Raw genomic sequence first — 23,890 nt, forward strand, 5'->3', positions numbered from 1 at the left:
GCCTTCCGCGGCCAGCGCCGGCGGCAGCGCCGCGCCATAGACGCCCCGCAGATGCTGCAGGCGGGACGCCGGGTCCCGCAGCGCGCCCGCTGGCGCGAGGCCCCAGCCGGTCAGCACGGGCCGGTCCTCGATGGCGAGGATCGAGTCCGGGCCCGCGAGCACCAGCGCGCCGCGCAACAGCGGATCTGACATCAAGGGCGCCAGCGCCGCAAGCTCGGCCGCCAGGCGCTGCTCCATCGCGGCGCGCCGCGCCGGCGGCAGCGCCGCTAGCGGCACCGGGTCGCCCGCCGCCTCGGCATACCAGGAGACCGAGCCGGCGTTGCGGCCATTGCCCCAGGTCACCACGGGTTCGGCGAACAGCGCCGCGCGGTCCGGGCCGAGCAGCGCGCGCAGCCGCGAATCGGCGTCGAGCACAGCGGCGCCGCCTATGGCGACCGGCTCCAGCCCCTGGAGGTCGGTCTTCAGGATGAAGCGCGGGCTCGCCATGGTCTTGTCGGCTCCGGGCGGAATGCTGCGGCGGCGCGGCCGAGTCCCGCGTCGCGATCGACTGTAGAAGCCAGCATGGCGCGCGAGAATGGCGTTGCCGTGGCGGGGGTCACCTTGCGACAGCGCAAGGGGTGGCGTCCGTGAAGCGGTTCACGCCGCGCCGCCGTGCTTGACCCCCGATGGCGGCACGCACGAGCCTGCGCGCCGCGAAGGAGGGCCATCGACATGATACGCGCGATCCTGCTTTCCCTGGTCCTGGCCCCGCCGGCGCTGGCCCAGCCGCTGCCCACGGCGAAGCCGCCGCCGCTGGCCCAACAGGCCCCTGCGGCGCCTCCGGGCCCCGCCGCCGCGCCCGGCGATCGCTGTCCGGCGCAGCTTGCCAACGCCTGCCTCAGCCAGCAGGGCGCCTGCCAGGTCGCCTGCCCGCCGTTATGGAGCCCGAACCCGGGCGCCCCCGCCTTCACGCCCACCGATCGCGCAGGCTGCATGCAGCAATGCTTCCAGCGCTGGCTGGCCTGCCGGCGCCTGCACGGTTGCTGAGGCTCAAGCGTCGCCTCCTGCTTGCGAGGGTGTCGCCTCCACCCTTCCTGGCGGAGCTCACGCGTGCAGCCTCGTTGGCGAGGCTCACGCCTCCAACCTCGCTGGCGAGGCTCACGCCTCGACGACGACGTAGCTGTCCTCGACGCTGACTGGAAACGTCTCGGCGCGATGCGGGCCTTCGACCAGCGCCGCGCCAGGTTCGACATGCGCAGGGAAGGGCCGAACCTTCACCCGCCGCGGGTCGAACCAGGATTTCCCCGTGCGGATGTCGAATTCCCACTGGTGCCAGGGGCAGCGCAGGAACTCCCCGGCGCGCGAGAAGCGATAGGTGCCCGGCACGTCCGACAGCGTCAGCCCGCATTGCAGCCCGCCCGACAGCGGCCCGCCCTGGTGCGGGCAGCGGTCCAGCAGGGCGAAGAAATCACCATCGAGGTTGAACACGACGATGCGCTTGCCCGCCGCCTCCACTACCCTGCGTGCACCGGGCGGGATCTCCGCCACGGATGCGACCACGTGCCGTGCCATCAGATGCGATAGAGCGCGCGCGCGTTGCCGCCATAGATCGCGGCGCGCTTCGCCTCGGGGATGAAGGACGGGATCGCGAGGCGCGGGTCGTCGAAATCCCAGTGCGGATAGTCGGAGGCGAACAGGATCCGGTCCCAGCCGATCCAGCCCATGGTGTCGAGCAGGTGCTCCGGCCGCTCCGGCTCCTCGATCGGCTGGGTCGAGACATAGACGTGCTCGCGCATGATGTCGCTGGGTGCACGGGTGAGGTGCGGCACCTCGTCGCGCAGCCGCTTCCAGGCGCCATCGAGCCGCCAGGCGAGCGGTGGCATCCAGGCGAAGCCGCATTCGATCATCAGCACGCGCAGGCCCGCGAAGCGGTCGAAGATGCCCTCGACCACCATGGAGGCCACCTGCGCCTGCGCGCTGGTCGCGTGTTCCTGTACTTCCTCGACATAGAATGAGGGCCAGCCGCCATTCGTCATGGCATGGCCCGAATATCCGAAGGCGTGGATGCCAACCGGCAGCCCGACTTCCGCCGCCGCCTGCCAGATCGGCCAGTAGCGCGCGCGGCCGAGGGGTTCAGACGTGCGGCTCATCAGCAGCACCTGGCAGAAGCGGTCGTCGCCGGCCCAGTGGCGGATCTCGGCCGCCGCGGCCGCGCCGTCCTCGTAGGGCACAACGATCGAACCGCGCAGGCGCGGCTCGTGGCGCAGCCAGTGCTCGACCTGCCATTCGTTCACCGCGCGCGTCAGCGCGATAGACATCCCGTCGTTCACGTCGCCCTGGCCCGAGGGCTGCAGCGGGTTCAGCACGCCCACGTCGATGCCGTGCTGATCGAGCAGCTGCTGCTGCAGGAAGGGCAGGTCCGAGGCGGGCGGCCCGCCGCCCGGCGGCCAGGCGTCGCGCCGGCAGGCCAGCGGCGCCGCCTTGGGGAAGGGGTAGCCCTTGGCAAAGCCGTGCCGCGCATGGATGCCGTAGGTGGCGAGGCGATGCCAGGCGGCCTCACTCAGGAAGGGCCGGAACTCCGACAGGTCGCGCACCCGCGGGTGGATGTCGCAATCGACCAGGCCGAGCGTGGCGGCTGCCGGGCGACCGGGCGCCGCGATGGGGCGAACGAGGTTCATGCGCTGGCTCCTTCCCGCAGGCGAGAATACGTCGCGCGCGGGTTCTCCACCATGATCTTCGGCAGCAGCGCCGCGGGCAGGCCGGGCGGCAGGATGGCGTCGCCCTCGAAATGCGCATGCGGCCAGTCGGTCGCCCAGAGCAGCATCTCGTCCGAGCGCAGGTGGTCCATCAGGCGTTCGATCGTGCCGGCATCCTCCGGCGCGTCGAAGGGGCGGATGGTCAGGCGCACCTGGTCGCGCACGATCTCGGCCGGCGGGCGGTCCACCCAGGGGATCTCGAAGCGCACGCCCTTCCAGGCCTTGGTCAGGCGCCACAGGAAGCCCGGCAGCCAGGTCACGCCGGATTCGATCAGCACGACCTTGAGGCCCGGGTGCTTGTTGAACACGCCCTCGGTGAGCAGCGAGGCGAGGCTCGCCTGGAAGCCGTAGACGTTCGAGGTGTATTCCTCGACATGCCAGGACGGCCAGCCGACCGAGGTCGGCGGATGCCGCCAGGCGCTGCCGGCATGAATGCCAAGCGGCAGGCCGTGGCGCTCCAGCGCGGCATGGACCGGCCACCATTCGCGCCGCCCCAGCGGGATCTCGCCCATGCAGAGCACCATGCCCTGCACGAAGCGGTGGTCTGGGGCGAGGCGTTCGATCTCCGCCACCGCCTCCTCGATGCCGTTGGGCAGCAGGATCGAGGCGCGCAGGCGCGCGTCGCGGTCGAGCCATTCGGCGCGGATCCAGTCGTTCACCGCCCGCGCCATGGCCGCCGAGATGTCGCGCGAGAACGGCAATTGCGCGGGAAACAGCGGGTTCAGGATGCCGGCCGCGGCCCCCCAGCGGTCCAGCGCCTGGGATTGCAGCTGCGCCACGCTGGAGGGCGGCTGGCCCTTCGGCCCGCGCCAGTCGGCGCGCGCGGTGGTCGGCGCGTTCGGCGGGTAGGATGCGCTCTCGAGGGATTCGATCCCCCGCTCCACCAGCGTATGGCGCCAGTGGTCGTCCATGTAGGGCAGCAGCGTCGCCACACCCGGCACATGCGGGTGCAGGTCGCAGTCTATGGCGGCCTCGGTCACGTTTCCTCCGCGCCTTGCCTGGTCGCGCGGCGCGCAGGTTCGGCCGGTTCGGCGCGCGCGGCAATGGGGCGCCGGACAGCCATGCCGCAGGCGGGGTTGAGCCCCCCGGCGCGCCGCGCCACCCTGGCCCCGCATGCAGATCGAACCACCCCCGCCCGGCCAGGCCCGCGAGATCATCCCGGGCCTGCGCTGGCTGCGCTTCCCCCTGCCCTTCCCGCCGCATGACGTGAATGTCTGGCTGCTGGAGGATGGCGGGGGATGGCTCGCCATCGACGCCGCCATCGCCAATGACGAGACGCGCGGTCACTGGCGGGCCGCGCTGGCCGGCGAGGCGTTCGGCAATCGCCCGCTGACCGGCCTGCTGGTCACGCATTTCCACCCAGACCATGCCGGGCTGATGGGATGGCTGGCGGCCGGGCACGGCCTCACGCCCATGATGACGCGCATCGAATGGCTGCAGGCGCGCAGCCTGTGGTTCGACACCGATCCCGAGATGATCGAGCATCAGGCGGAGTTCGCGCGCATCGCCGGTGCGCCGGCCGAATACTGCGCCTTCCTGCGCGGCCGCGGCGCGCTGTACGTCCGCGCCGTCGCGCCGCTGCCGCGCGCCTTCGCCGCCATTTCCGATGGCGAGGTGCTGCGCATCGGCGGGCGGGACTGGCGCGTGCTGACCGGCCAGGGGCACGCGCCCGACATGGCCTGCCTTTATTGCGAGGAAGCGCGGGTGCTGATCGCCGCCGACCAGGTGCTGCCGCGCATCTCGCCCTATGTGGGGCTGCATGCCGGGGAGCCGATGGCCGATCCGCTCGGCGCCTTCCTCGCCACGCTCGAACGCTTCCGCGCATTGCCGGAGGATACGCTGGTGCTGCCCTCGCATGGCGCGCCGTTCAGGCCGCTGCATTCGCGGCTCGATGCGCTGGTGACGCATCACGACGATCGGCTCTCGGCGCTGGAGGATGCCTGCCGCGCGCCGGCCACCGCGCATGCGCTGCTGCCCGCGCTGTTCCGCCGGCCGCTCGACCAGCGCAACCTCGGCTTCGGGCTGGGCGAGATGCTGGCGCATCTGCGTCGCCTGGAAGCCATGGGGCGCGTGGAGCGCCTGCCCGATGCCGATGGCGTCATCGCCTGGGGGAGGAAATAGACATGCCGCGTCCCGCCCGCCGCATCCCGGCGCCGCGCGCCATGATCGTTGCCCCGCAGCCCGAGGCGGTGGAGGCAGGTACGGCGGTGCTCGCCGCCGGCGGCAACGCGATGGACGCGGTGGTCGCCTGCGCGCTGACGCAGGGCGTGGTCGATCCGATGATGTGCGGCATAGGTGGCCTCGGCGTCATCACGCTGCACGACCCGCGCACCGGCACGCAGGTGGTCTTCGACGGCTTGTCCCCCTGCCCCGCCGGCGCGCATGCGGACATGTGGTCCAACCTGTTCGAGCGAGAATGCGCCGACGGCTACGGCTTCGTGCTGCGCGGCGCGGTCAACGAGATGGGGCGCACGGCGGTCACCGTGCCGTCCATCCTGCGGACTTTCGCGGATGCCCATGCGGCGCACGGGCGCATGCCGTGGTCGTCGCTGTTCGAGGGCGCCATCGCCTGCTCGCGGGACGGCTGGATGGTGCGCCCGCATGTCCACACCATGATGGCGATGGACGAGACCGCCTATGGTCGCGTCAACACCTCCGAGAAGCTGAAGCTCACCGAGGATGGCGCGCGGCTGTATCTGCGCGCCGACGGCACGCCGAAGCGGCCGGGCGATCGCGTGGTGAATCCCGAACTGGCTGCGACCCTCGCCACCATCGCGCGCGACGGCGCCGACGCCTTCTACACCGGCGAGATCGCGCGCCGTATCGCCGCCGACATGGCGGCGCATGGCGGGCTGATCACCGAGGCCGACCTCGCGGCCGTGCGGTCGCGCCGGGTGGCGCCGCTGCGCGTGCCCTACCGCGGCCGCACGCTGGTGCTGCCGCCGCCGCCGGCCGGTGGCGTCTTCGTGGGCGAGGTGCTGCGCATCCTCGAGCATTCCGATCTGCCTCCGATGGGCCACAACAGCGCGGCGATGGTGGCAGTGCTGGCCGAGGCGATGAAGATCGCCGGCATCGACAATGACACCCATGTGGGCGATCCGGATTTCGTGCCGGTACCGCTCGACCTGCTGCTGGGCGATGCGCATGCCGCTGCGGCCGCAGCGCGCATTCGCGCGGGCGAACGCGCCGACCTCACGCGTGTCGGCGGGGAGCCGAAGGGCACCACGACAATCTCCTGCGTCGATGCCGATGGGCTGGTGGTGAGTGTGACGCACACGCTCGGCGTGCCGTCGGGCGTGGTGGTGCCGGGGCTCGGCTTCATGCTGAACGGGGCAATGAACTGGTACGACCCGCGGCCCGGGCGGGCGACGTCCATCGCGCCGGGCAAGCGCCGCTATTCCTCGATGTCGCCGCTGATCGTGATGGAAGGCGCGACACCCGTCGCGACGCTGGGCGCGCCAGGCGGGGCCTGGATCGGCGTCGCGCTGGCGCAGGTGCTGGTGAACCTGCTGGATTTCGGCATGGGCCTCCAGGAAGCGGTGCTTGCGCCGCGCGTGAGTGCGACCAGCGCGACACTGGACATCTCGCTGCGGGTGCCGCGCGCGACGGAAGCCGCGCTGGCCGCGCAGGGCTATGCCGTGAAGCGCGTGCCGACGACCTACGCCTTCGCGGGCGTGCATGGCATCGCCATGTGGGACGGCGTGTTGGAAGGTGCGGCCGATCCGCAGCGCGACGGCTATGCGGCGGGGGTCGCGTGACGACGCTCACGCAATTCTGCCGCGACCTGCCGAAGGTGGAACTGCATGTCCACCTGCTCGGCGCGATTCGGCTCGACACGCTGGCCGAGATGGCGGCCCGCCAGGGTGCGGGCTACACGCCCGACGAGGTGGCAGAGCTCGCGCGGCGCGATGCGAAACCGAAGGGCGTGCTGCACATCCTGCGCGCGCTGGAACAGCGCATCCTGCGCGGGCCCGAGGACCTGCACCGCATAACCTACGAATACCTGGCCGATGCGGCGGCGCAGGGCGTACGGCATGCCGAGATCTTCTGGAACCCGACCGGCACGGCGCGCGACAGCGGCGTTCCCTACGCCGCCGGCGCGGATGCCATCCTGGCTGGCTTCGATGACGCCAAGCACGACCACGGCATTTCGGCGCTGCTGATCCCCTCCATCGACCGCGAGGCGACGCCCGAGGAGGCGGTCGAGATGGTCGGCTGGATGGCCGCACACCGGCGCGAGCGCATCATCGGCCTGGGCATCGACTACCGCGAGACCGACGGCCCACCCGAAGCCTTCTGGAAGGCCTATCGCGAGGCGAAGCGCGCCGGCTTCCGCCTCACCGCCCATGCCGGCGAATTCGGCTGCCACTGGCGCAACATCGAGACCGCACTGGACCTGCTCGGCGTCGAGCGCATCGACCATGGCTACACCGTGCTGGACAACCCGGAGCTCACGCGACGCTGCGCGGATCGGGGCATCGTCTTCACCGTGGTGCCGACCAATTCCTACTACCTGCGCACGCTGGCCCCGGAGCGCTGGGCTCTGGACCACCCGATCCGCCGCATGCCGGCGGCGGGGCTGCGCATCCACCCCAATACCGACGACCCGCCGCTGCACCGCGTCGATCCGCAGCGCTGCTGGTCCATGATGGTCGAGAATTTCGGCTTCGGGCTGGACGAACTGCGCGGCTTCATGCTGAACGGCATCGACGCAGCCTTCCTGCCTGAGGCCGTCAAGCCCGGCCTGCGCGCCACCTTCACCGCGGAGTTCGACCGCCTCCGCGCCGCACTGGATCTGCCCGCATGAACGCCACCGAGACCATCGCCGCCATCCGCGCCGATGCCCGCTTCGCCGCTGCCGCCGCGACGCTCGCCGCCGAGCACGAGCGCACCGTCGCCGACGTCATCACGCTGACGGAAATCCCCGCGCCCCCCTTCGGCGAGGAAAAGCGCGCCGCCGCCTATCTCGATTTGCTGCGCGCCCATGGCCTCGAGGAGGTCGAGCAGGACGAGATCGGCAACGTCATGGGCATCCGCCGCGGCTTCGGCAATGGCGACGTGCTGGTGGTCGCCGCGCACCTCGACACCGTCTTCCCCGCCGGCACCGATGTGCGCGTGCGGCGCGAGGGGACGAAGCTGTTCGCGCCCGGTGTCAGCGACGACACCTGGTCGCTCGCGGTGAACCTCGCCTTCATCCGCGCGCTAGACGTCGCCGGCATCCGCACGCGGCACGACCTGCTTTTCGTGGGCGATGTCGGCGAGGAAGGGCTGGGCGATCTGCGCGGCGTGCGGCATCTGTTCGCAGCATCCCGCCACCGACCGCGCATCAGCGCCTTCCTGACGGTGGACAGCCCGCAGGTGGACCAGATCGTCTCGGGCGGGGTGGGCTCGCGCCGTTACCGCGTGACCTTCCGCGGGCCGGGCGGGCATTCCTACTCCGCCTTCGGCCTGGTCAACCCGATGTATGCGATGGCCGAGGCGGCGCGGGGGCTCGCCGCGGTCGAGGTGCCGGCCGATCCGCCGACCACGCATTGCGTGAGCGTGGTCTCGGGCGGCACCTCCATCAACGCGATCGCCAATGCGGTGACGATCGAAGTGGATCTGCGCTCCGCCTCGGCCGCGGAGCTCGAACGCCTGGACCGCCGCTTCCTCGCCATCGTGGACCAGGCGGTCGCGACCGAGAACGCCGCGCGCTCGACCGCCGCCGGCGTGGTCACCGCCGAGATCACGCGTGTCGGGGACCGCCCGGCCGGCGAGACGCCCCCCGGTTCGCCGATCCGCGAGATCGCCGCGGCCGCGGTGGCTGCGGAGGGCTATGCGCCGCATTTCGAGTTCTCCTCGACCGACGCGAATGTGCCCATGAGCCTTGGCATCCCGGCGCTGAAGGTGGGTGCGGGCGGGCGCGGCGGACGGGCGCATTCGCTAGAGGAATGGCTCGATATCGAGCCGACCGAGAGCCTGCGCGGCATGCGCACCACGCTCGCCGCGATCCTGGCGCTGGCGGGGATGGAAGGGATCGGCTGAGGCGGATCAGCCGCCGCTCATTGCCGTCGTTACCAGCATTTCGGCATGCGGGCGCAGCGGCGTCGCGAGCGTCGCCCTCTCGCCATCGACGAAGACGTTGAGGTGGCGGCGGATCGCCGGCGTGGAATCGCACAGCCGGTCGCGCATGCCGGGCCATCGCGCGTCGAGTGCGGCGATGGCGCCGGCGACGTCGGCCGCCTCGACCTCCGTCGCCCGCGCTGCGCCGGGAAACAGCCGCACGAGCGCCTGCGGCAGCAGCACGCGCGCCATCGCTACCCCTCCAGCACCTCGACCGAGGTGATGGTGGGCAAGTGCTCGGCGATGCAGACGAAATGCTCGCCTTCATCCGCGCTGGCATAGAGCGCGCCGCTGCTGGTGCCGAAATACAGCCCCGCCGGCGTCAGGCGGTCGGTCGTCATGGCCTGGCGCAGCACGCCGAAGAAGGCGTTGCGCTGCGGCAGGCCCTCGCGCAGCGCCTGCCAGGTCGCGCCGGCATCGCGGGTGCGCCAGACCGCCGCCGCGGCCTCGGGCACAAAGCGCCCGGCGGTGTCGCCGTTGAGCGGCAGCAGGAAGAGCGTATCGGGATCGCGCGGATGCGCGGCGGCGGGAAAGCCGAAGCTCGACGGCAGCCCCTCCTCGATGCTGACCCATTGCCGGCCGGCATCCTCGCTGCGGTACATGCCGCAATGGTTCTGCTGGTAGAGCCGGTCCGGCATGCCGGCCGCCATCACCAGCGAATGCACGCACTGACCATGCTCCGGGTAGCGCTGGTCCGCCGGCGCGTAGTCCTGGCGCGTGCCGCGGTTGCGCGGTTCCCAGGTCGCGCCGCCATCTTCCGTGCAGAACACCCCGCCGGTGGAGATTGCCACCCACAGTCGTCGCCCATCGGTCGGGTGCGGCAGGATGTGGTGCAGGATCAGCCCGCCGCCGCCCGGCTGCCATTCGGGGCGCGAGGGATGGTCGCGAAGCCCCTGCAGATGCGTCCAGGTGACGCCGCCATCGGCGCTGTGGAACAGCCCCGCGGGCTCCACGCCGGCATAGAGCCCGCCCGGTCCCTTCGCGAGGCTCCAGACCGACCTGATCGGCGTCTCGCCGGCCGCATAGGCGAGGCCGGCACTGGAATGTGTCCAGGTCGCGCCACGATCATGCGTGGTCCAGACCGCCGGGCCGAACCATTCATTGCCGCCGCCGGCATGGATCGTGCCGGTCGCCGGGTCGGCGATCATGTGGTTGATCGGCCAGGCGTCGCAGAAGGGGCCGCGCAGCGTCCAATCGCGCCGCCCGGCGTCGCCCTCGAACAGGAAGGCCCCTTTCTTGGTGCCGACCAGAAGCGTGACCATGGCTTCCTCCCGCCGTTCAGCCGATCCGCCGGTAGCGCGCCGACATGACCTGCTGCCAGGTGCCGTCCGGCATCCGCATGCGCGATGTCAGGGTCCGCGCGTCGTCGCCCTGCAGCGCGATGATGTCCTGGTACGCCGCCATGCCGTCGCCGCCGAAATCCGGCCCCTCGGTATCCAGCGTCAGCGTGTCGCCCGCCAGCGTGCCGCGATAGAGCCAGAGATGCGCCATCATCGACGCGACGAAGTTGCCGACGAAGACGCCCTGCGCCGGGTCGAAGCCGATCGTCATCAGGCTGTGCGCCGCGCCACCGCCGGGCATCGCGCCCTCACCTTCGGCCAGGACCCATAACCCGCCGAGGCTGCGCACGCGCTCGGTGCCGGTCATCTGCACCGGCGCCTCGCCTCGCGGGGCGGCGCATTCGCCCTCGGTCCGCCAGGTGCCGACAAGGCGATCGAGCCAGCGATGCTCGGGGCCGGGTTGCGGAAGGTCCATGCCGCGTCTCCTCGTCAGGCGTTGCCGAAGCGCGCGGTCAGGCGGTCGAGCGATTCCGTCCAGCCGCGGCGATGGCGCGTCGCGGTGCCTTCGTCGGCGAAGCGGTCATGCGTCACCGTCACCTCGGTGCCCTCCGCGATCGCGCGGAAGGCGACGGTGACGCGCGAGACGCGCTCCGGCGCATTGGTCCAGGCCCAGGAGAAGACCAGGCGCTGCTCCGGCACGAGCTCGGCATAGGTGCCCGAGACCTCGTGCCGCGGACCGGTATCCTCGACCAGCACGATGCGGAAGCGGCCACCCGCGCGGGCATCGATCTCGGCCTCGGCCACCCGGGTGTGGTGCGGGCCCCACCACAGCGCCAGGATCTCGGGGCGCGTCCAGGCCTCGAACACGCTGGCGGGCGGCGCCTTGATGCGGCGCACCAGCGTGAGGCTCGGGATGACCGTGTTCATGCCTTGCCCTCCAGCGCGGCGGCCAGGCGGTCGAGGCTTTCCGACCAGAAGCGCTGGTAGCGCGCGAGCCAGCCCATGGCGTCCTCCATCGGCGCGGCGGTCAGGCGGCAGGTGACGGTGCGCCCGGCCTTGCTGCGCGCGAGCAGCCCGGCCCCTTCCAGCACATCGAGGTGCTTCATCACCGCCGGCAGCGACATGGGCAGCGGGCGGGCGATCTCGCTCACGCTGAGCGCATCGGATGCGGCGAGGCGCTCGACGATGGCGCGGCGGGTCGGGTCCGCGAGCGCGCCGAAGATGCGGTCCAGGCCCGCGGCTTGTAGGTCAACCATACGGTTCACTTAACCGTACGGTTCACCGTTGGTCAAGCGGTTACGGCGCCAGCAGAAGCACCAGCGTCTGGCTCGGCACCACGCGGCAGCCGGGAATGTTGGTGCTGTTCTGAAGCGACATGGAGGTGAGGCGCGTGCCGGGTGCGCCACCCACCAGGATCGTGAAGGCTGCCGTCAGATGCCGCGACGGCCCCATCACCGTGCCCGAAGCGACGCCGAGCAGTACGCCCGCATTATCGCCATTCGTCATCGGGATGGTGGTCGACATGTTGTGCATCGGGGCGCCGAGGATCAGCGAGTTGAACTGCGAGGGGATCGCGGTCGGCCCCATCGCGATGTTCGGATAGGGGATCGGCACCGGCGGCACGGCCGGCGTCACGCACACGTCGGGGAAGGCGAAGTCCATGCCCATCATCTGCGTATTGGCGAACATCGCGGGTTTCCCTCAGCCGAGGTGGATCTGTGCGCTCTGCACCTTCACCAGCGCCTTGGCCTGCACGGCGGTGGTATCGCCGCGCAGGTGCAAGTGGCCGCTGGCACGGTGGTCGATGTCGCGGGCGCGCAGGTGCTCGCCTTCCTCGACGAAGCGATAGCTGCGGCGGAAGCGGCCGATGACGCGCTCGGCCATGCTCTCGATCGCCTCCGCGACCAGGCGAACCGCACCGAGACGCACATCCGTGCGGCCGGCCAAGACACCGAGCTTCGTCGCCGCGACCTGCGCCGCATCGGCCTGGAGCGCGAAGGTGCCGGTGGCGACGTCGATCCGCCCGGGCGTTGCGGTGATGCTCGCACCCTCGGCCAATGGCAGGCACAGCGGTGCATCGCCGCGGCGTTCCAGCACGGCCAGGATGTAGCGTTCGCCACCCGCGACGGCGACCAGCACCAGGTCGCCCGGCGCGGGTTCGACGAGGCAGGAGAAGGCCCGTCGCGCGCAGGCGCGCTGGCCACCCAGAAGCAGGGCGAAGCCTTCGCCCTCCGGTCCCAGGATCTCGGCGGTACTGCTGGAGGTCCCTGCAAAGGCCGCGAGGCCGGTGATCGCGTTCATGCCATTTCTCCTTGGGCCGGGCGGCTCATCGCGGCGCCCAACGCTGCTGCCATTGTTCCGACTGTGCGCGGTCCTGGTCCGGCGCCAGTGCCGAACGGCGGTCCGGGATGCGCGCGCCGGCATCCCGGATCATGTGGAGATTCGCCCGGGTGAGAGTCGCGCCCGCGAGATCCGCCTGCTCGAGATCGGCGTGGCTCAAATCGGCATAGGTCATGTCGCAGTTGCCAAAGCGCGCCTGCGGCGCCCTCATGCCCACGCAGATTGCCTGGTACAGCCGCGCGCCCGTGGCGTCCGCGCCGGTCAGGTCGGCATCCTTGAGGATGGCGTTGCTGAGGTCGGCACCGCGCAGGTTGGCGCCGGGCAACGAGGCCTCGAGCAGCACTGCGCGCGCCATCTGCGCGCCCTCGAAGATGGTGCCCGCCGCCTTTGCCTTCTGCAGGCCAGCCTGGGTCAGGTCCGCGCCCGATAAGTCGCAGCCGGTGATGTCGCATTCGTTGAAGAAGCATCCCGCCGCCTGCAGCCCCGGCAGTGGACGCCCGGCCAGGTAAACCTGGATGAAGGCGGTGCGCACGAAGCGCGTCCCCGCGAGCGCCACGCGGGTGAAGTCGCCCTCGATGAAGATTACGTCCTCGCAGAGCGTGCCCGAGATGTCGATCTCGTCGGTGCGGCACTTCATCATGTTGACCTTGGCCATGGTCGCGCCGACGAAGCTCGCCCGCGTGAGGCGGCACTGGATGATATTGGCGCCCGTCAGATCCGCGCGCGCGAAGACAACGCCGCGCAGGCTGCTGTTCACCACGTTCCACATCGATGCCTTGATGCCCGCGAGGTTCACGCGGGTCATCGCGCATTCGGAGAAGCTCGCCTGGGTGAGATCCGCGCCTTCCAGGTTCGCGCCGTCAAGGCGCACGTTGGACAGTATGGACTCGCGGAAATCGGCCCCGCGAAGGTCCGCATTCGCGAAATCAGCGCCTTCGAAGACGGCGCCGGAGAGGTCGGCGCCTCGCAGGTCGAGCCCGGCCCAGCTCGTGTCGCGGCCGATCATCTCGCCGTCGCGCACCAGCGCTTCGAGGGCTGCGCGTGTCATGCCGGGGTCCGCCTGGGATTGAGCCGCACCCGCGTGCGCTGGATGCGCTCGTAGCGCGTCGCGCTGTCGCCATGGATGCGGGCGAGATCGGCTTCATACAGACTGCTGTCGCTGAGATCGGCGCCGCGGATGTCGGCCCGCGCGAGGCTCGCGCCCGCGAGGTCGGCGCGGGTGATCCGCGCGCCGCGCAGGTCGGCGACGGTGAAGCGCGCCTCGCGCGCGCGGGCCAGGTCGAAGGACGCGCCGGTCAGCACCGCATCCGAGAAATCGGCGCCTTCGAGGTTGGCGCCGTCGAACACCGCGCCCTCCAGCCGGTTGCCGCGCAGGTTCACACCCTTCATCTGCGCGCCGGCGAACCGCGCCCCCGTCAGGTCGCAGGATTCCACGAAGGCCGCGCGGGTGAGGTCGGCGCCGTCGAATATGGCGCCTGCGGCCTTGGCGCCGACGAACCCCGCCTGAGTCAGCGACGCGCCGCTGAAATCGGCGCCCATCAGCGATACGCCGACGAAGACCGGCGCACCCAACTGCGCGCCCACCGCCCGCACGCCGTCGAGCGAGGCATCCTTGAGGACCATGTCCTCGGCGACGATGCCACTGAGGTCCGCGCCGTCGAGCCGGGCGTCGAACAGCTGCGCCTCGGTAAGTTCCGCCTGCACCAGCCGGGCGCGGCGCAGATCCGTATTGCGCAGCACCACCCCGCGCAGCCGCGCGCCCGTGAGGTCCGCCCCGACCAGGTTGGCACGCCCGAGATTGGCGCCGGCGAGGTCGGCCTGCGCGAGCCGCGCGCCCTCCAGCCGCGCATGGGCGAGCACCGCATTCGACAGTCGCGCACCCGACAGATTCGCCCCGGTGAGATCGGCGCCGTCGAGCCAGGCTTCGGTCAGGTCGAAACCCGACAGGTCGAGACCGGCCAGGTCGGCGCCACACAGGTCGAGCCGCCGCCCGCCGCGGCTACCATCGAACAGCCGCGCGCGCACCGCTTCATTGGCCGCCGCATCGAGCCGCGGCGCCGGGTCCTGCTCGTCGACGGTGCCGAGGTAGCCGCTGCGCGCGCTTTCTTCGCCCTCGATCCAGAGCTTCGCCAGCGCAGGGTCGGCGAGTGCGGCGCGTTCCTGCGAAGCATCCTTGCCGGCTGCTTCCAGCGCTGCCGCATCGGCCTCGATGCCTGCGCGGATCCCGGCGGCTGTCGTCCTCGGCGGGCCGCTCGCCTTCTTCTTGAGGTCGATCGGCGGCTGGCCGGATTCGGCGCTGGCCTCTGCCATCTGCTGCGCCTCAAACGTGTCCGCGTCGCGGCGGATCTTCTCCGCCTCGGCGCGCACGCGCTCGATCAGGGCGGGTATGCGGTCGAGCGAGGGCGGCGGCTCCTCCTCCTGCGGGCGGACCAGGCCGTGCTTGTCGGGGTCGAGGCCGGCGGCGGCCATCTCCTCGCGCTGCTTCTCGTATTCGCGCACGCGGCGCTGGAAGGCACGCTTGCGCATCAGGCCCTTGTCCTCGTGGCGCGCCTTCGCCTCCTCGAGACCGGGGTCGGGAATGATCAGGTCCTCGGGGACCAGCGCGCTGTCGCGCAGCGATTCCAGCAGTCCGTGCTCGGGGTCGAGCCGGGCGCGCATCACGGCCTCGAACTCCGCCGTCCGGCGCGGGACGCCAAGGCGGTCGGCGCCGATCATCAGCAGCGTGACGTCCCGCGCATCCTCCTCGTCCACCCGGGTGCGGCCGTGATGGATCATCACCAGGCGCTTCTGCGCGGGGAAGAACCACACCGTGGTGAGCACCAGCGGCACGTCCTCGAGCCGACCGGAGCCGCGGCGCTCGATCAGGATGCGCGTCTGGATGCCTGGCAGGCGGCCGGTGATCTCGGCCTCGGTCGGGTGAAGGTTGGACAGCGCGTAGTCCTCGTCGCCGCGCAGGAAGCCCGGAAAGCGCTGGTCCGGGCTCGCGGCCATGAAGATGCGCCAGTCGATGTCGCGGGCGAAGCCGGGGAAATCCTCCTCGAGCCAGCGCTGGTCGTGGGTGCCGGCAAGCTTCGAGCGCTGCGGCCAGGTCATGTCGATCGCGCCGTAGTTCACCGGTTCGGGCGAAGAGGGGCGCGGCGCGCCCTGCGGCAGCACGACATTCGGCAGCGCGACGCGGAAGCCCACGCCCGGGATCGGCATTTCCTCGATGCCGCGCCCGAGCGGATTCTGCGCGTATTTCGGGCCGCCATAGGCGCGGTCCCAGCCCAGCGGCATTTCGGTGAAGGGCAGCGGGGCCGTCGGCACGCCGTCCTGGATGTAGCGGTCGCCGACGGCGGCGAGGCGCTTGGTCACGGCGCCCAGGCGCACCGATGTCGTGATGGTCTGCACCGGCCGCCCGCCCGGGGCGAAGGCGCTGCCGGTAACGAGGAATTCAGCCGCCGTCTTGGGTAGCACGAGGTCGACCGCCTGGCCCGGCGGCAACACCTCCGGCAGGAACTTCCACATCGCGATGTCGCCGAGCAGGCCCGGCGTATCGCCCATCGGGCAGAAGCTGACGGCGGCGACGCTGAGGAAGAACTTACGTCCGAACTCGACCGGGCGCGTCAGCGCCCCCAGCGCGAAAGGCTTCAGGATCTTCATGGACGCCCCTGGCCTGGTATCATGGCATCACCGCCACCCGCTCGGGATGATTTGGGTCGTAGCGCAGGTCGAACTGCCGCCCGGGCATGAAGAACGGCACGTCAGCGGTCGAGGGAATGCGCGTGAGCGAGGCGCGCCAGGGCGCACGGCCTGGCGCGGACACCTCCAGGTGCACGGTGATCTCAGGCACGCGCTCAATGCCGAAGTGGCGGCCGGTCTCGGTGATGTCAACCACCGTCGCGGTCGCCGGCAGGCCCTCGGCGCGGATACGCTTCTCCTGGAAGTGGCGCAGCACGTTCGGCCCGAAGATCACCGTCGGCACCGCCAGCGCCACGCCGAGCACCGCCACCACGATCGCCAGGATCATCCAGTCCCCGCGCATCCCGCAATCACGCCGAGTACAGCTTCAGGCCGCGCTTTGCAGCGAAGGCCTCGCTGTTCGTCTTGAGCGCCTTGTTCTTGATCTCGACGCCGCCGGTCTTGATCGCCATGCCGAAGGTGTCGAGCTTGAGGCCGAAATTGTCGATCTTCACGCCGCCATTGTTCACCGAGATGCCGGAGTTGTCGTTCTTCACGGCGGCCGTGCCGGTCTTCAGGACATAGGCGTCGCCCGAGGCCAAGCCGGTCTTGAACCAGGACGGCCCAATCTGCTTGATCGACGGCGCGGTCAGCGTGATCGAGACCATCGAGGTCACGCTGATGGCGGCCGGCGACCACATCGAGATGCCCCCGACGGCCTTCAGGTCGTAGGCACCGGGAACGACGGTGATGGAATAGTCGCCGAACACCGTCTCGGTGAAGCTGCCGATGACCTTGCGCTCCTCGTTGGCCATGAAGGTCTCGGTCACATTGCCGTTGACCGTGCGGAATTCGGTCTTCTGGACAAGTTCCGTGAAGTGGCCGTTGACCGTGGTATTCTTATCGTTGCCAACGGTCAGCGTCTCGTCGTTCTTGATCTCGGTCGTGCGGTTACCGGTACCGCTGCCCACGCCCACCTTGCGCGTCTCGTTGTTCTCGACCACGGTGTCGAGATCCTTTTCGGCGTGGACGTAGATCTGCTCGGAGCCCTTCAGATCCTCGAAGCGTATCTCGTTGAAGTTCTCGGTGCCGCCGCCTTTTGACGATCGGGTCTTGATGCCGGACTTCGTCTTTTCGCCGGGCAGCGCGTAGGGATACATGTTCTCGGCGTTGTAGACGCGCCCGGTGATGATCGGCCGGTCGGGATCACCCTCCAGGAAGTCGACGATCACCTCCTGGCCGATGCGCGGGATGTGGAACTGGCCCCAGTTCTGCCCTGCCCAGCCCTGCGAGACGCGGATCCAGCACGAGGAATTCTCGTTCTTCTGGCCAAGCCGGTCCCAGTGGAACTGCACCTTCACGCGTCCGTACTTGTCGGTGTGGATCTCCTCGCCGCCCGGGCCGGTGACGATCGCGGTCTGCGGGCCCTGGACGAAGGGGCGCGGCGTGACACGTTCGGGGCGGTACTTCACGTTCTGCGGAATGCAGACGAACTCGTTGCCGTAGAATGGCTCGCGCTGCTGGGCCAGGTCGTCGCGACGGCGCCGGCCGATGCCGCGGTGGCGCTCGCTCGCAGCCCAGTCCTGGTCGGTCCAGTGGCTGTAGTCCTGCGCGCGGTGCCGCACCTCGGTCAGCAGCACCTCGGGGTTGGGCGTGCCGGTGATCGTCACGCGCGCGCCGGCGACGAATTCGGCAACCCCGCTGTCGCCGCGACGCACCAGGTGGAAGGTCTCCTCGTTTTCGATGCGGTGCTTGGCCACGTCGGTACCCGCGCTGGTCTGAAGATAGATGCCCGGGTAGTCGAAGCGCTCGCGCTTCTTCATCTCGGCGACGTTGATGGTGGTCGGCTGCGTCGCCTCGAGCGAGAGCGAGGGCGTCTCGAAGTTGAAGTCGCGCAGCGTCCACTTGCCGGAGCGCACCACAATCTCCTCGTCGAGGCTCATCACCGAGCTGCGCGGGTCCTCGCCTAGGTAGCTCACCTCGCCGAGCGGGATGGTCGGGGCCGAGACGTTGCTGTCGGCGAGCACCAGCTTGTGGTCGTCCTCCGAGTGCTCGTGCCAGTAGAAGATGCCTTCCTGCTCCATCAGGCGCTGGATGAAGTCGAGCGCGCTCTCGCGGTACTGCACGACGTATTCGCGGGGCTGATAGGTCCCGAGCAGCTTCTTCTCGACGCTGGTGACACCGTGGAGCTGCAGCACCTCCATGATGATGTCGGGGATGGTCTTCTCCTGGAAGATCCGGCAGTCGCTGGTGCGCGAGAGGAACCACAGCGTCGGCACCACCTCCGCATGCCACTCGATGCCATCCCCGCGACCGGCCATGCCGCGCCGCAGCCGCTTGATGTGGCCGTGCAGGCAGCGCCGCTCGATGCCGCTCTCGGCCTCGGGCCAGCCCATCTTGATGCTGACCGCCGTGCCGAGCAGCCTCGCAACCTGCGCCGGCTCGGCCTCGGAGACGAAGCTGATGTTGAAGAGGTAGGGCTGCGAGATCCGCTCCTCGCCCTCGAGCTCGGTCAGCATCGCGAGGTCGGGCCCGAGCGTCGTCTGGATCTCGAGCACACGCGTCGTCTGAGAGTAGCTCACGTCACTCTGCCTCCATCGGCGTGGCCCATAACGGACCCGCACCGTACTGCGCCGCCACCGGGCGAAAAGGTCATGGCTCGGCGCGAAGCACGCACCACCGGCGTGGGCGCGGCGATGAAGCGTTGCACAGGCGCGCGGGCGGCAAGCGCCCGGCGTGGCGACGGGCTCGGGATCGGCAGGATGGTCGGGCTCTCTGGGGGCAGCATGATCGGTCTGACACCTCCCCGGCGCCGGGCCTGCGCGATGGCCCTGGCGGCGCCCATCCTGCTGACCTGCGCGGTCGCCGCGCAAGTGCTCCAGCGCACGCCCGACGCGGCTCCGCTAGACGTTCATCGCCGTCATCCGCACGACGCAGGCGACGGTATGGCAGAATGTCCCGCCGGGCCTCGGTTCCGCCTTCCCGGCGCGGGCCTGGATCACGGGGCGCGGGGCAATGACCGGCAGGCGCCGGATGTCGTGCCGGAGGCGGCGCGCTGCGGCAGGCGCCCGTGGATCGTGCCATCCGCGCCTCGGGCGGCACCGGGTTCGGTGGCGAATATCGCCGGAGCTCCCCTCATCGCTCCCCTGTCCGCCGCCCCGCGCGCATCGCGATGTCGGCCAGAAGGCCGGCCATGTCGGTCTCCGTCGTTCCCGCCGCGCCGACACGGGTGTGCAGCTTGACCAGCAGGGCTGTTCGCTGCGCCTCGTCCGGCCGCAGACGAACGGCCGAGCCGCCCGGCTCCACGCGCGTCACCTCGGCGCGCACGCGGCCGATGCCCTCGATCGCAACCTCGAGCTCGTCCCCGGTCACGAGGAAGGGACCGCCACGCAGCCAGGCATCCTCGAGGGTGAGGCGCATCAGCCAGGCGCTGCCTTCGCGGCCGGACGCGTAAAGCCCGACGCGCTCCGGCACGATGCGCGTCGCGGTCCCGGCGCGCGGCAATTCGACGCATACGGCCATGGAGACCAAGAGCACGACCAGGTTGTAGATCGTCCAGGCGAGGATCACCCACTTCCCGTCCCCGGCATCACGGTCGAAGACGATGTCGGTCGCCGGGGTGAAGAACAGCCCGCCCAGCGTCAGCAGGAAGATCAGCAGGAGAGGCCGCAGGAACGGCCATTGCACGACGATGCGCGTGCGGTCGCCGCCCTTGGACGTGACCTTGAACTTGTGGCCCTTGGGCTTCGTGATCCCGATGATCACGGCCTTCGTGATCTCGCGCGCACCGAGCAGCTGGCTGACATCGTTGAGCACCGGCACGATGAGCCCGCCCGAGATCCAGTTCACCGCCACCAGCACGGCGATGAAGTAGGGCAGGAAGTACTCGATCACGCCGGCGACCGGGGCGTTCACCACGGTGATGCCGAAGTACCAGTATGCCAGCGGCGTCACGAGGCAGGCGAGCCGGAACGGATAGGTCGTCGCCCAGTAGAGGAAGCTGTCGACGAGCCCGACGCGGTCGCGCAGCCGCAGGCGGTTCCGCGCCAGGGGCCCCGACGGGCCGCGCACGATCTGCATCAGGCCGAGGCACCAGCGCCCGCGCTGGGTGATGTATTCGCCGAGCCCCTCGGGCGCGAGGCCCTCGGTCAGCGGCTCGTTGAGGTAGGCGGTTCCGTAGCCTTCCTCCTGCAGGCGCAGGGTGATGAGGTAGTCCTCCGTCACCGAGCCAACCGGGAAGCCGCCGATCGCCTCGAGCGCCGCCCAGCGCATGACCGAGGAGGTGCCGCAGCAGAACGCCAGGCCCCAGGCGTCGCGCGCGGGCTGGACGTGGTCGAAGAAGAAGCGCTGTTCGTCCGGATAGGTGCGCCCGAGGCCGAGGTTCTGCTGGATCGGGTCCTGGTTGAAGAAGTGCTGCGGGGTCTGCACCAGCCCCACCTTCGGGTCGTGGAACAGCGCCAGCGCGCGGTCGAGGAAGTCCCGGTGCGGCACGAAATCCGCATCCAACACGGCGACGAAGTCGGGCGGCCGGTCGAGGGCGCGCAGCGTCGCGAAGGCGGCGTTGATGTTGCCCGCCTTGGCGTGCGCATTGTCCGCGCGCGTCAGGTAGCGCGCGCCCAGTCTTTCGCACAGCGCGCGCAGCCAGTCCCTGCGGCCGTCGTCCAGCACCCAGACGCGGGTCGCCGGATGGCGCAGCGCGAGCGCGCCGGCGATGGTGCGCTCGAGGATCGGCTCCTCCTCGTTGTAGGTCGCGATCAGCACGTCCACGACCGGCGGCGGCGCCGCACCCCACCAGCCGGTATGCGCGTCGGCCTCCTCGGAGCGGTCGCGCCGGCGCGACAGGATCACGAAGGCGATCGAGGAGGAGACCAGCGTCGTCGCCTCGAGCAGCGCGAAGCCCCAGCCGACCAGCGCATCGATCGTCCAGTCGAGTTCGGGGATGGTCTCGGCGAAGCGCCAGGCCATGTAGCGCCAGGCCAGCACGATCGCGATCCCGCACAGCACCCCCCGCAGCACGGGGTTGTCCCGCCGTGCCAGAGGCAGCACCACCAGCGCGATGCCCAGCACGACCAGCGACGGACCGAAGGCCGCGGCATAGTCGCCGAGGAGAAGCATCAAAAGAGCCCGAACAGCGCCATCAGCCGCCGCAGCGCATCGAGCGGTCGCCCGGCGAAGACCGCCCGCCCGGTGCGGCCGACCGCGCAGGCGAGGGCGGGGTCGCTGGCGAGCGCGGGCACCGAGATCGCGACGTCGAACCGCTTGAGATGCTCCGCGCTCGGCCCGACGGCGAGGCTGCGGTAGATCGTCTCCGCACCCGATCCGGCCAGTCGCGCCACCACGCCGTCGAAGACGCGCCCGTCGTCGAACAGCCGGAACTGCACCGCATCGCCGACCTTGAGGCGGTTGTAGACGGCTTCGCGCACGCTTGCGGTCACGAGGGTCGTGCTGCAATCCACCAGCCGCAGCAGGTCCTGCGCCCGGCGAACATACTCCCCGCTGCCGGTCATGACCTCCCACAGCACGCCCGGCGCAGGCGAGGTGATGACGGCATCGCGGAAGCGGGCGAGCCGGACCCGTTCCTCGTCGATCACGGCCTCGAGGATGGCGATCCGGCGGTTGCGCTCGCGCACTTCGGCCGAGAGCTCGCCGATCCTCTGGTCGAGCTCGCGCACGCGCTGCTGCGAGGACGGGGCATCATTGTAGGAATCGCCCAGGAAGACGCCGCGCCGCGCGGCCTCGGCCTCGATGGTGAGGTAGACGATGCGGTTGCGCGCGGCCTCGACCTCCTGGCCGGCGACCTCGAAGGTCGCGCGGGCCCGGTTGAAGTCGGCCGCGGTCTGGATGCCCTGGCGGGCGAGGTCGGTCGCGCGACGGCTGGTCGCGTCGGCCTCGCGCAGCCGTGCCTGCGCGGCTTCGAGCGAGGCATTCGCCTCGGCAAGGCGCGCCTCGACCTGCCGCGTGCGGCCGGTGCCGTAGTCCTGGGACTGCTGCACATAGGCCGCGCGGCTGGTGACGAGGGCGCTGGTGAGATCCTCGAGGCGGCGCAGGTCGGCCTCGGCCAGGGCGAGGGTCTGGCGCAGGTCGGTCAGGCGAAGCTCGTCCGGCCGGGGATCCGTGACGGTGCCGAGCGGCTCGTTCGCATCGAGCCTCGTGCCGAGGTTGCGAACGCGGAGGTTCAGGACGCCGTCCACCGGCGCGCGGACGATCACGACCTGCGCGTTGACCATGGCATTGGCCGACACGCCGGCCATCTGCTCCCCGACGATGACATAGAGCCCGACGCCGGCGAGGGCGATCCCGGCCGCGACCTTCAACCATCTGTTCATGCCGCCCCCCCCGCGGGCCTGGATGTCGAGGCGTCGCGACCACGGTCGAGACGCGCCAGGGCCGCCGACAGCAGCGCGGCCTCGCGTGTCGACCGGGCCTCGGGAACCGGGGCGTCGAGGCGCCCTTCGGCGAGCGCGGTCGCGCTCTCCGCGAGCCTCGCAAAGGGCTGTCCGATCCAGCGCGCAAGCGCGATGCCGGCGAGGAGCAGCAGGCCTGCGCAGGCCACCAGCGGACCACCGATCGCGCGGGCGAGGGAGCGCACGCCGACGAGCGCCGCCTCGGGCGGCTGGCGCACGATCACGGTCCAGCCGAAGCCGGGAAGTCCGACCGCCGTCCCGGCGGGCACGCCCGCCGCAAGGTACCGGTGCCCATCAGGCCAGGCCTCGTCGCTGACGACGCTGACGCCCTGCCCGGCGGCCAGGGCACTGCGCAGCGTGAGCCGGCTGCCTTCCACCCCCGGGGGGCCGACGATGACCGTGCCGTCGCGCGCGACGAGCAGCGCCTCCATTCCGCCCGGCAGGGGCGCGTTCCTGACCCGATCGCGCATCCACTGCCAGTCCACGTGGCTGCCCAGCACGCCGATCAGCGAGCCGTCCGGGCGGCGCAGCGGTGCCGCGAAGTCGATGAGGCGAAGCGGTGCGCCGCTCGGCTTCGGTGGAAGCAGACGCTCGAGCATCACCGCTTCGTGCAGGTCGCCGGCGAAGTCACCCTGCAGGCCCGCGCTGAACCAAGGGCGGGCGGACACGTCCTGGCCTTCCAGAACGCGGCCCGTCGCGACCAGGACGCGACCCTCGGGCGAGGCCACGCCCATCCATGCCAGGTTCGCGTTGACGGCCCTGACGGTGTCGATGCGCAGCGGGAAGCTGCCCCCGATTCCCTCGGTCGCCGCCCAGCTGGCGACGACCCGGAGCTCTGCCCATTGTTCCGAGATTCCCGCGCCGAGACGGGTGCTGATCTGCCTCGCCGCCAATGCGAGGCTTTCCGCCGCGCGATCGCCGACGGTGCTGCGCGAGGAGGCGATGAAGCCAGGAACGGCGAAGGCCAGAGGGAGCACCGCGGCAGCGATCGTCAGCAGGATGATCGTAGCCGTGAGCGTGCGTTTCGGTATTCGCCGCATATGATCTCCGTCAAGATCGGGCCGAGACTACATGACGGGTCCGGGGCGGCAAGGCGACGTGAGGAAGGATATTGGACCGCGACAGCGGTTCAAGGCTGGCGGCGCCAAGCACGGCGCTTGAGTTCACATTGTCGTTGCCTCGCATGATCGATCCGATGGCCGTGCGGGCAGCGTCGATCACCTGGTGGGCGCGCGTCCCGGCCATTGCGTCCCGTCCCGGGAATACGGGGCGCTTATGGCGAGACCGCAGCCCGGGGTGGGTGGTCGTCGCTTGCCGCGGTCTGGCGCTGACGGATCGCGCGCCGCATGGACACGGGTGCCTCAATCGA

23 protein-coding genes are annotated in these 23,890 nt (G+C 70.6%); 5 read left to right on the forward strand and 18 right to left on the reverse strand.

Annotation, left to right across the window (positions count from 1 at the left end; translation table 11 throughout):
- Positions 1-486: hypothetical protein (locus tag HW578_RS03855; protein WP_198369215.1), on the reverse strand; the 486-nt coding region annotated here is incomplete at its 3' end.
- Between the two features lie 225 nt (positions 487-711).
- Between HW578_RS03855 and HW578_RS03860 the strand changes: the two genes are divergently transcribed.
- A complete protein-coding gene (locus HW578_RS03860) occupies positions 712-1,026 on the forward strand; it encodes a hypothetical protein (protein ID WP_198369216.1) in 315 nt (104 codons plus the stop codon).
- 111 nt (positions 1,027-1,137) lie between these two features.
- On the opposite strand, the gene HW578_RS03865 is transcribed toward HW578_RS03860, so the two are convergent.
- Genes HW578_RS03865 through HW578_RS03875 form a run of 3 tightly spaced genes read right to left on the reverse strand, consistent with a single transcriptional unit; the run spans position 1,138 to position 3,715 of the window.
- A complete protein-coding gene (locus HW578_RS03865; protein ID WP_369407812.1) occupies positions 1,138-1,539 on the reverse strand; it encodes a Rieske (2Fe-2S) protein in 402 nt (133 codons plus the stop codon).
- A gap of 11 nt (positions 1,540-1,550) precedes the next feature.
- Positions 1,551-2,657, reverse strand: a complete 1,107-nt coding sequence (locus HW578_RS03870; protein ID WP_198369218.1) for an amidohydrolase family protein — start codon at positions 2,655-2,657, stop codon at positions 1,551-1,553.
- Positions 2,654-3,715 carry an amidohydrolase family protein gene (locus HW578_RS03875; protein WP_198369219.1) on the reverse strand — a complete coding sequence of 354 codons (1,062 nt, stop codon included), beginning with the start codon at positions 3,713-3,715 and terminating at the stop codon, positions 2,654-2,656. Before HW578_RS03875 ends, HW578_RS03870 begins: the two co-directional genes overlap by 4 nt.
- A 133-nt stretch (positions 3,716-3,848) precedes the next feature.
- Here HW578_RS03875 and HW578_RS03880 point away from each other — a divergent pair, with 133 nt between their 5' ends.
- Genes HW578_RS03880 through HW578_RS03895 form a run of 4 tightly spaced genes read left to right on the forward strand, consistent with a single transcriptional unit; the run spans position 3,849 to position 8,759 of the window.
- A complete protein-coding gene (locus tag HW578_RS03880; RefSeq protein ID WP_198369220.1) occupies positions 3,849-4,856 on the forward strand; it encodes an MBL fold metallo-hydrolase in 1,008 nt (335 codons plus the stop codon).
- A 2-nt stretch (positions 4,857-4,858) separates the two neighbouring features.
- Positions 4,859-6,493 (forward strand): gamma-glutamyltransferase family protein, encoded by a 1,635-nt coding sequence (locus HW578_RS03885; RefSeq protein ID WP_198369221.1) that lies wholly within the window; start codon positions 4,859-4,861, stop codon positions 6,491-6,493.
- Complete coding sequence (locus HW578_RS03890) at positions 6,490-7,542, forward strand: adenosine deaminase family protein (RefSeq protein ID WP_198369222.1); 1,053 nt, start codon at positions 6,490-6,492, stop codon at positions 7,540-7,542. The genes HW578_RS03885 and HW578_RS03890 overlap by 4 nt, the downstream gene beginning before the upstream one ends.
- Positions 7,539-8,759: a M20/M25/M40 family metallo-hydrolase gene (locus tag HW578_RS03895; RefSeq protein ID WP_198369223.1), complete on the forward strand. Its 1,221-nt coding sequence runs from the start codon at positions 7,539-7,541 to the stop codon at positions 8,757-8,759. Before HW578_RS03890 ends, HW578_RS03895 begins: the two co-directional genes overlap by 4 nt.
- A 6-nt stretch (positions 8,760-8,765) precedes the next feature.
- Here HW578_RS03895 and HW578_RS03900 read toward each other — a convergent pair whose 3' ends face one another.
- The 14 genes from HW578_RS03900 to HW578_RS03965 form a co-directional block, all read right to left on the reverse strand.
- Positions 8,766-9,029, reverse strand: a complete 264-nt coding sequence (locus HW578_RS03900; RefSeq protein WP_198369224.1) for a ubiquitin family protein — start codon at positions 9,027-9,029, stop codon at positions 8,766-8,768.
- A 2-nt stretch (positions 9,030-9,031) separates the two neighbouring features.
- Entirely contained in the window at positions 9,032-10,099 is a 1,068-nt protein-coding gene (locus tag HW578_RS03905; protein ID WP_198369225.1) for a WD40/YVTN/BNR-like repeat-containing protein, read from the reverse strand.
- A gap of 16 nt (positions 10,100-10,115) precedes the next feature.
- Positions 10,116-10,592, reverse strand: a complete 477-nt coding sequence (locus tag HW578_RS03910; protein WP_198369226.1) for a DUF1579 domain-containing protein — start codon at positions 10,590-10,592, stop codon at positions 10,116-10,118.
- A 14-nt stretch (positions 10,593-10,606) separates the two neighbouring features.
- Entirely contained in the window at positions 10,607-11,044 is a 438-nt protein-coding gene (locus tag HW578_RS03915; RefSeq protein WP_198369227.1) for an SRPBCC family protein, read from the reverse strand.
- A complete protein-coding gene (locus tag HW578_RS03920) occupies positions 11,041-11,373 on the reverse strand; it encodes an ArsR/SmtB family transcription factor (protein WP_198369248.1) in 333 nt (110 codons plus the stop codon). The genes HW578_RS03915 and HW578_RS03920 overlap by 4 nt, the downstream gene beginning before the upstream one ends.
- Positions 11,374-11,413: 40 nt before the next feature.
- Positions 11,414-11,806, reverse strand: coding sequence for a DUF4150 domain-containing protein (locus HW578_RS03925; protein WP_198369228.1), 393 nt, complete (start codon positions 11,804-11,806; stop codon positions 11,414-11,416).
- 12 nt (positions 11,807-11,818) lie between these two features.
- A complete protein-coding gene (locus HW578_RS03930) occupies positions 11,819-12,418 on the reverse strand; it encodes a DUF3540 domain-containing protein (protein ID WP_198369229.1) in 600 nt (199 codons plus the stop codon).
- A gap of 25 nt (positions 12,419-12,443) precedes the next feature.
- On the reverse strand, positions 12,444-13,505 hold the full coding sequence (locus HW578_RS03935) for a pentapeptide repeat-containing protein (protein WP_198369230.1): 1,062 nt from the start codon (positions 13,503-13,505) through the stop codon (positions 12,444-12,446).
- Positions 13,502-16,099 (reverse strand): DUF2169 family type VI secretion system accessory protein, encoded by a 2,598-nt coding sequence (locus tag HW578_RS03940; protein WP_198369231.1) that lies wholly within the window; start codon positions 16,097-16,099, stop codon positions 13,502-13,504. Before HW578_RS03940 ends, HW578_RS03935 begins: the two co-directional genes overlap by 4 nt.
- A gap of 19 nt (positions 16,100-16,118) precedes the next feature.
- Positions 16,119-16,481: a DUF3592 domain-containing protein gene (locus tag HW578_RS03945; protein ID WP_198369232.1), complete on the reverse strand. Its 363-nt coding sequence runs from the start codon at positions 16,479-16,481 to the stop codon at positions 16,119-16,121.
- 7 nt (positions 16,482-16,488) lie between these two features.
- Positions 16,489-18,699, reverse strand: coding sequence for a type VI secretion system Vgr family protein (locus tag HW578_RS03950; RefSeq protein ID WP_198369233.1), 2,211 nt, complete (start codon positions 18,697-18,699; stop codon positions 16,489-16,491).
- Between the two features lie 553 nt (positions 18,700-19,252).
- Positions 19,253-21,232 (reverse strand): glycosyltransferase family 2 protein, encoded by a 1,980-nt coding sequence (locus tag HW578_RS03955; RefSeq protein ID WP_198369234.1) that lies wholly within the window; start codon positions 21,230-21,232, stop codon positions 19,253-19,255.
- Positions 21,232-22,443: an HlyD family secretion protein gene (locus HW578_RS03960; protein WP_198369235.1), complete on the reverse strand. Its 1,212-nt coding sequence runs from the start codon at positions 22,441-22,443 to the stop codon at positions 21,232-21,234. Before HW578_RS03960 ends, HW578_RS03955 begins: the two co-directional genes overlap by 1 nt.
- Positions 22,440-23,561: a cache domain-containing protein gene (locus tag HW578_RS03965; RefSeq protein ID WP_198369236.1), complete on the reverse strand. Its 1,122-nt coding sequence runs from the start codon at positions 23,559-23,561 to the stop codon at positions 22,440-22,442. The genes HW578_RS03960 and HW578_RS03965 overlap by 4 nt, the downstream gene beginning before the upstream one ends.
- Positions 23,562-23,890: the final 329 nt, after the last annotated feature.

This window comes from Roseomonas rosulenta (assembly GCF_016106005.1).
Taxonomy (GTDB): Bacteria; Pseudomonadota; Alphaproteobacteria; order Acetobacterales; family Acetobacteraceae; genus Neoroseomonas; species Neoroseomonas rosulenta.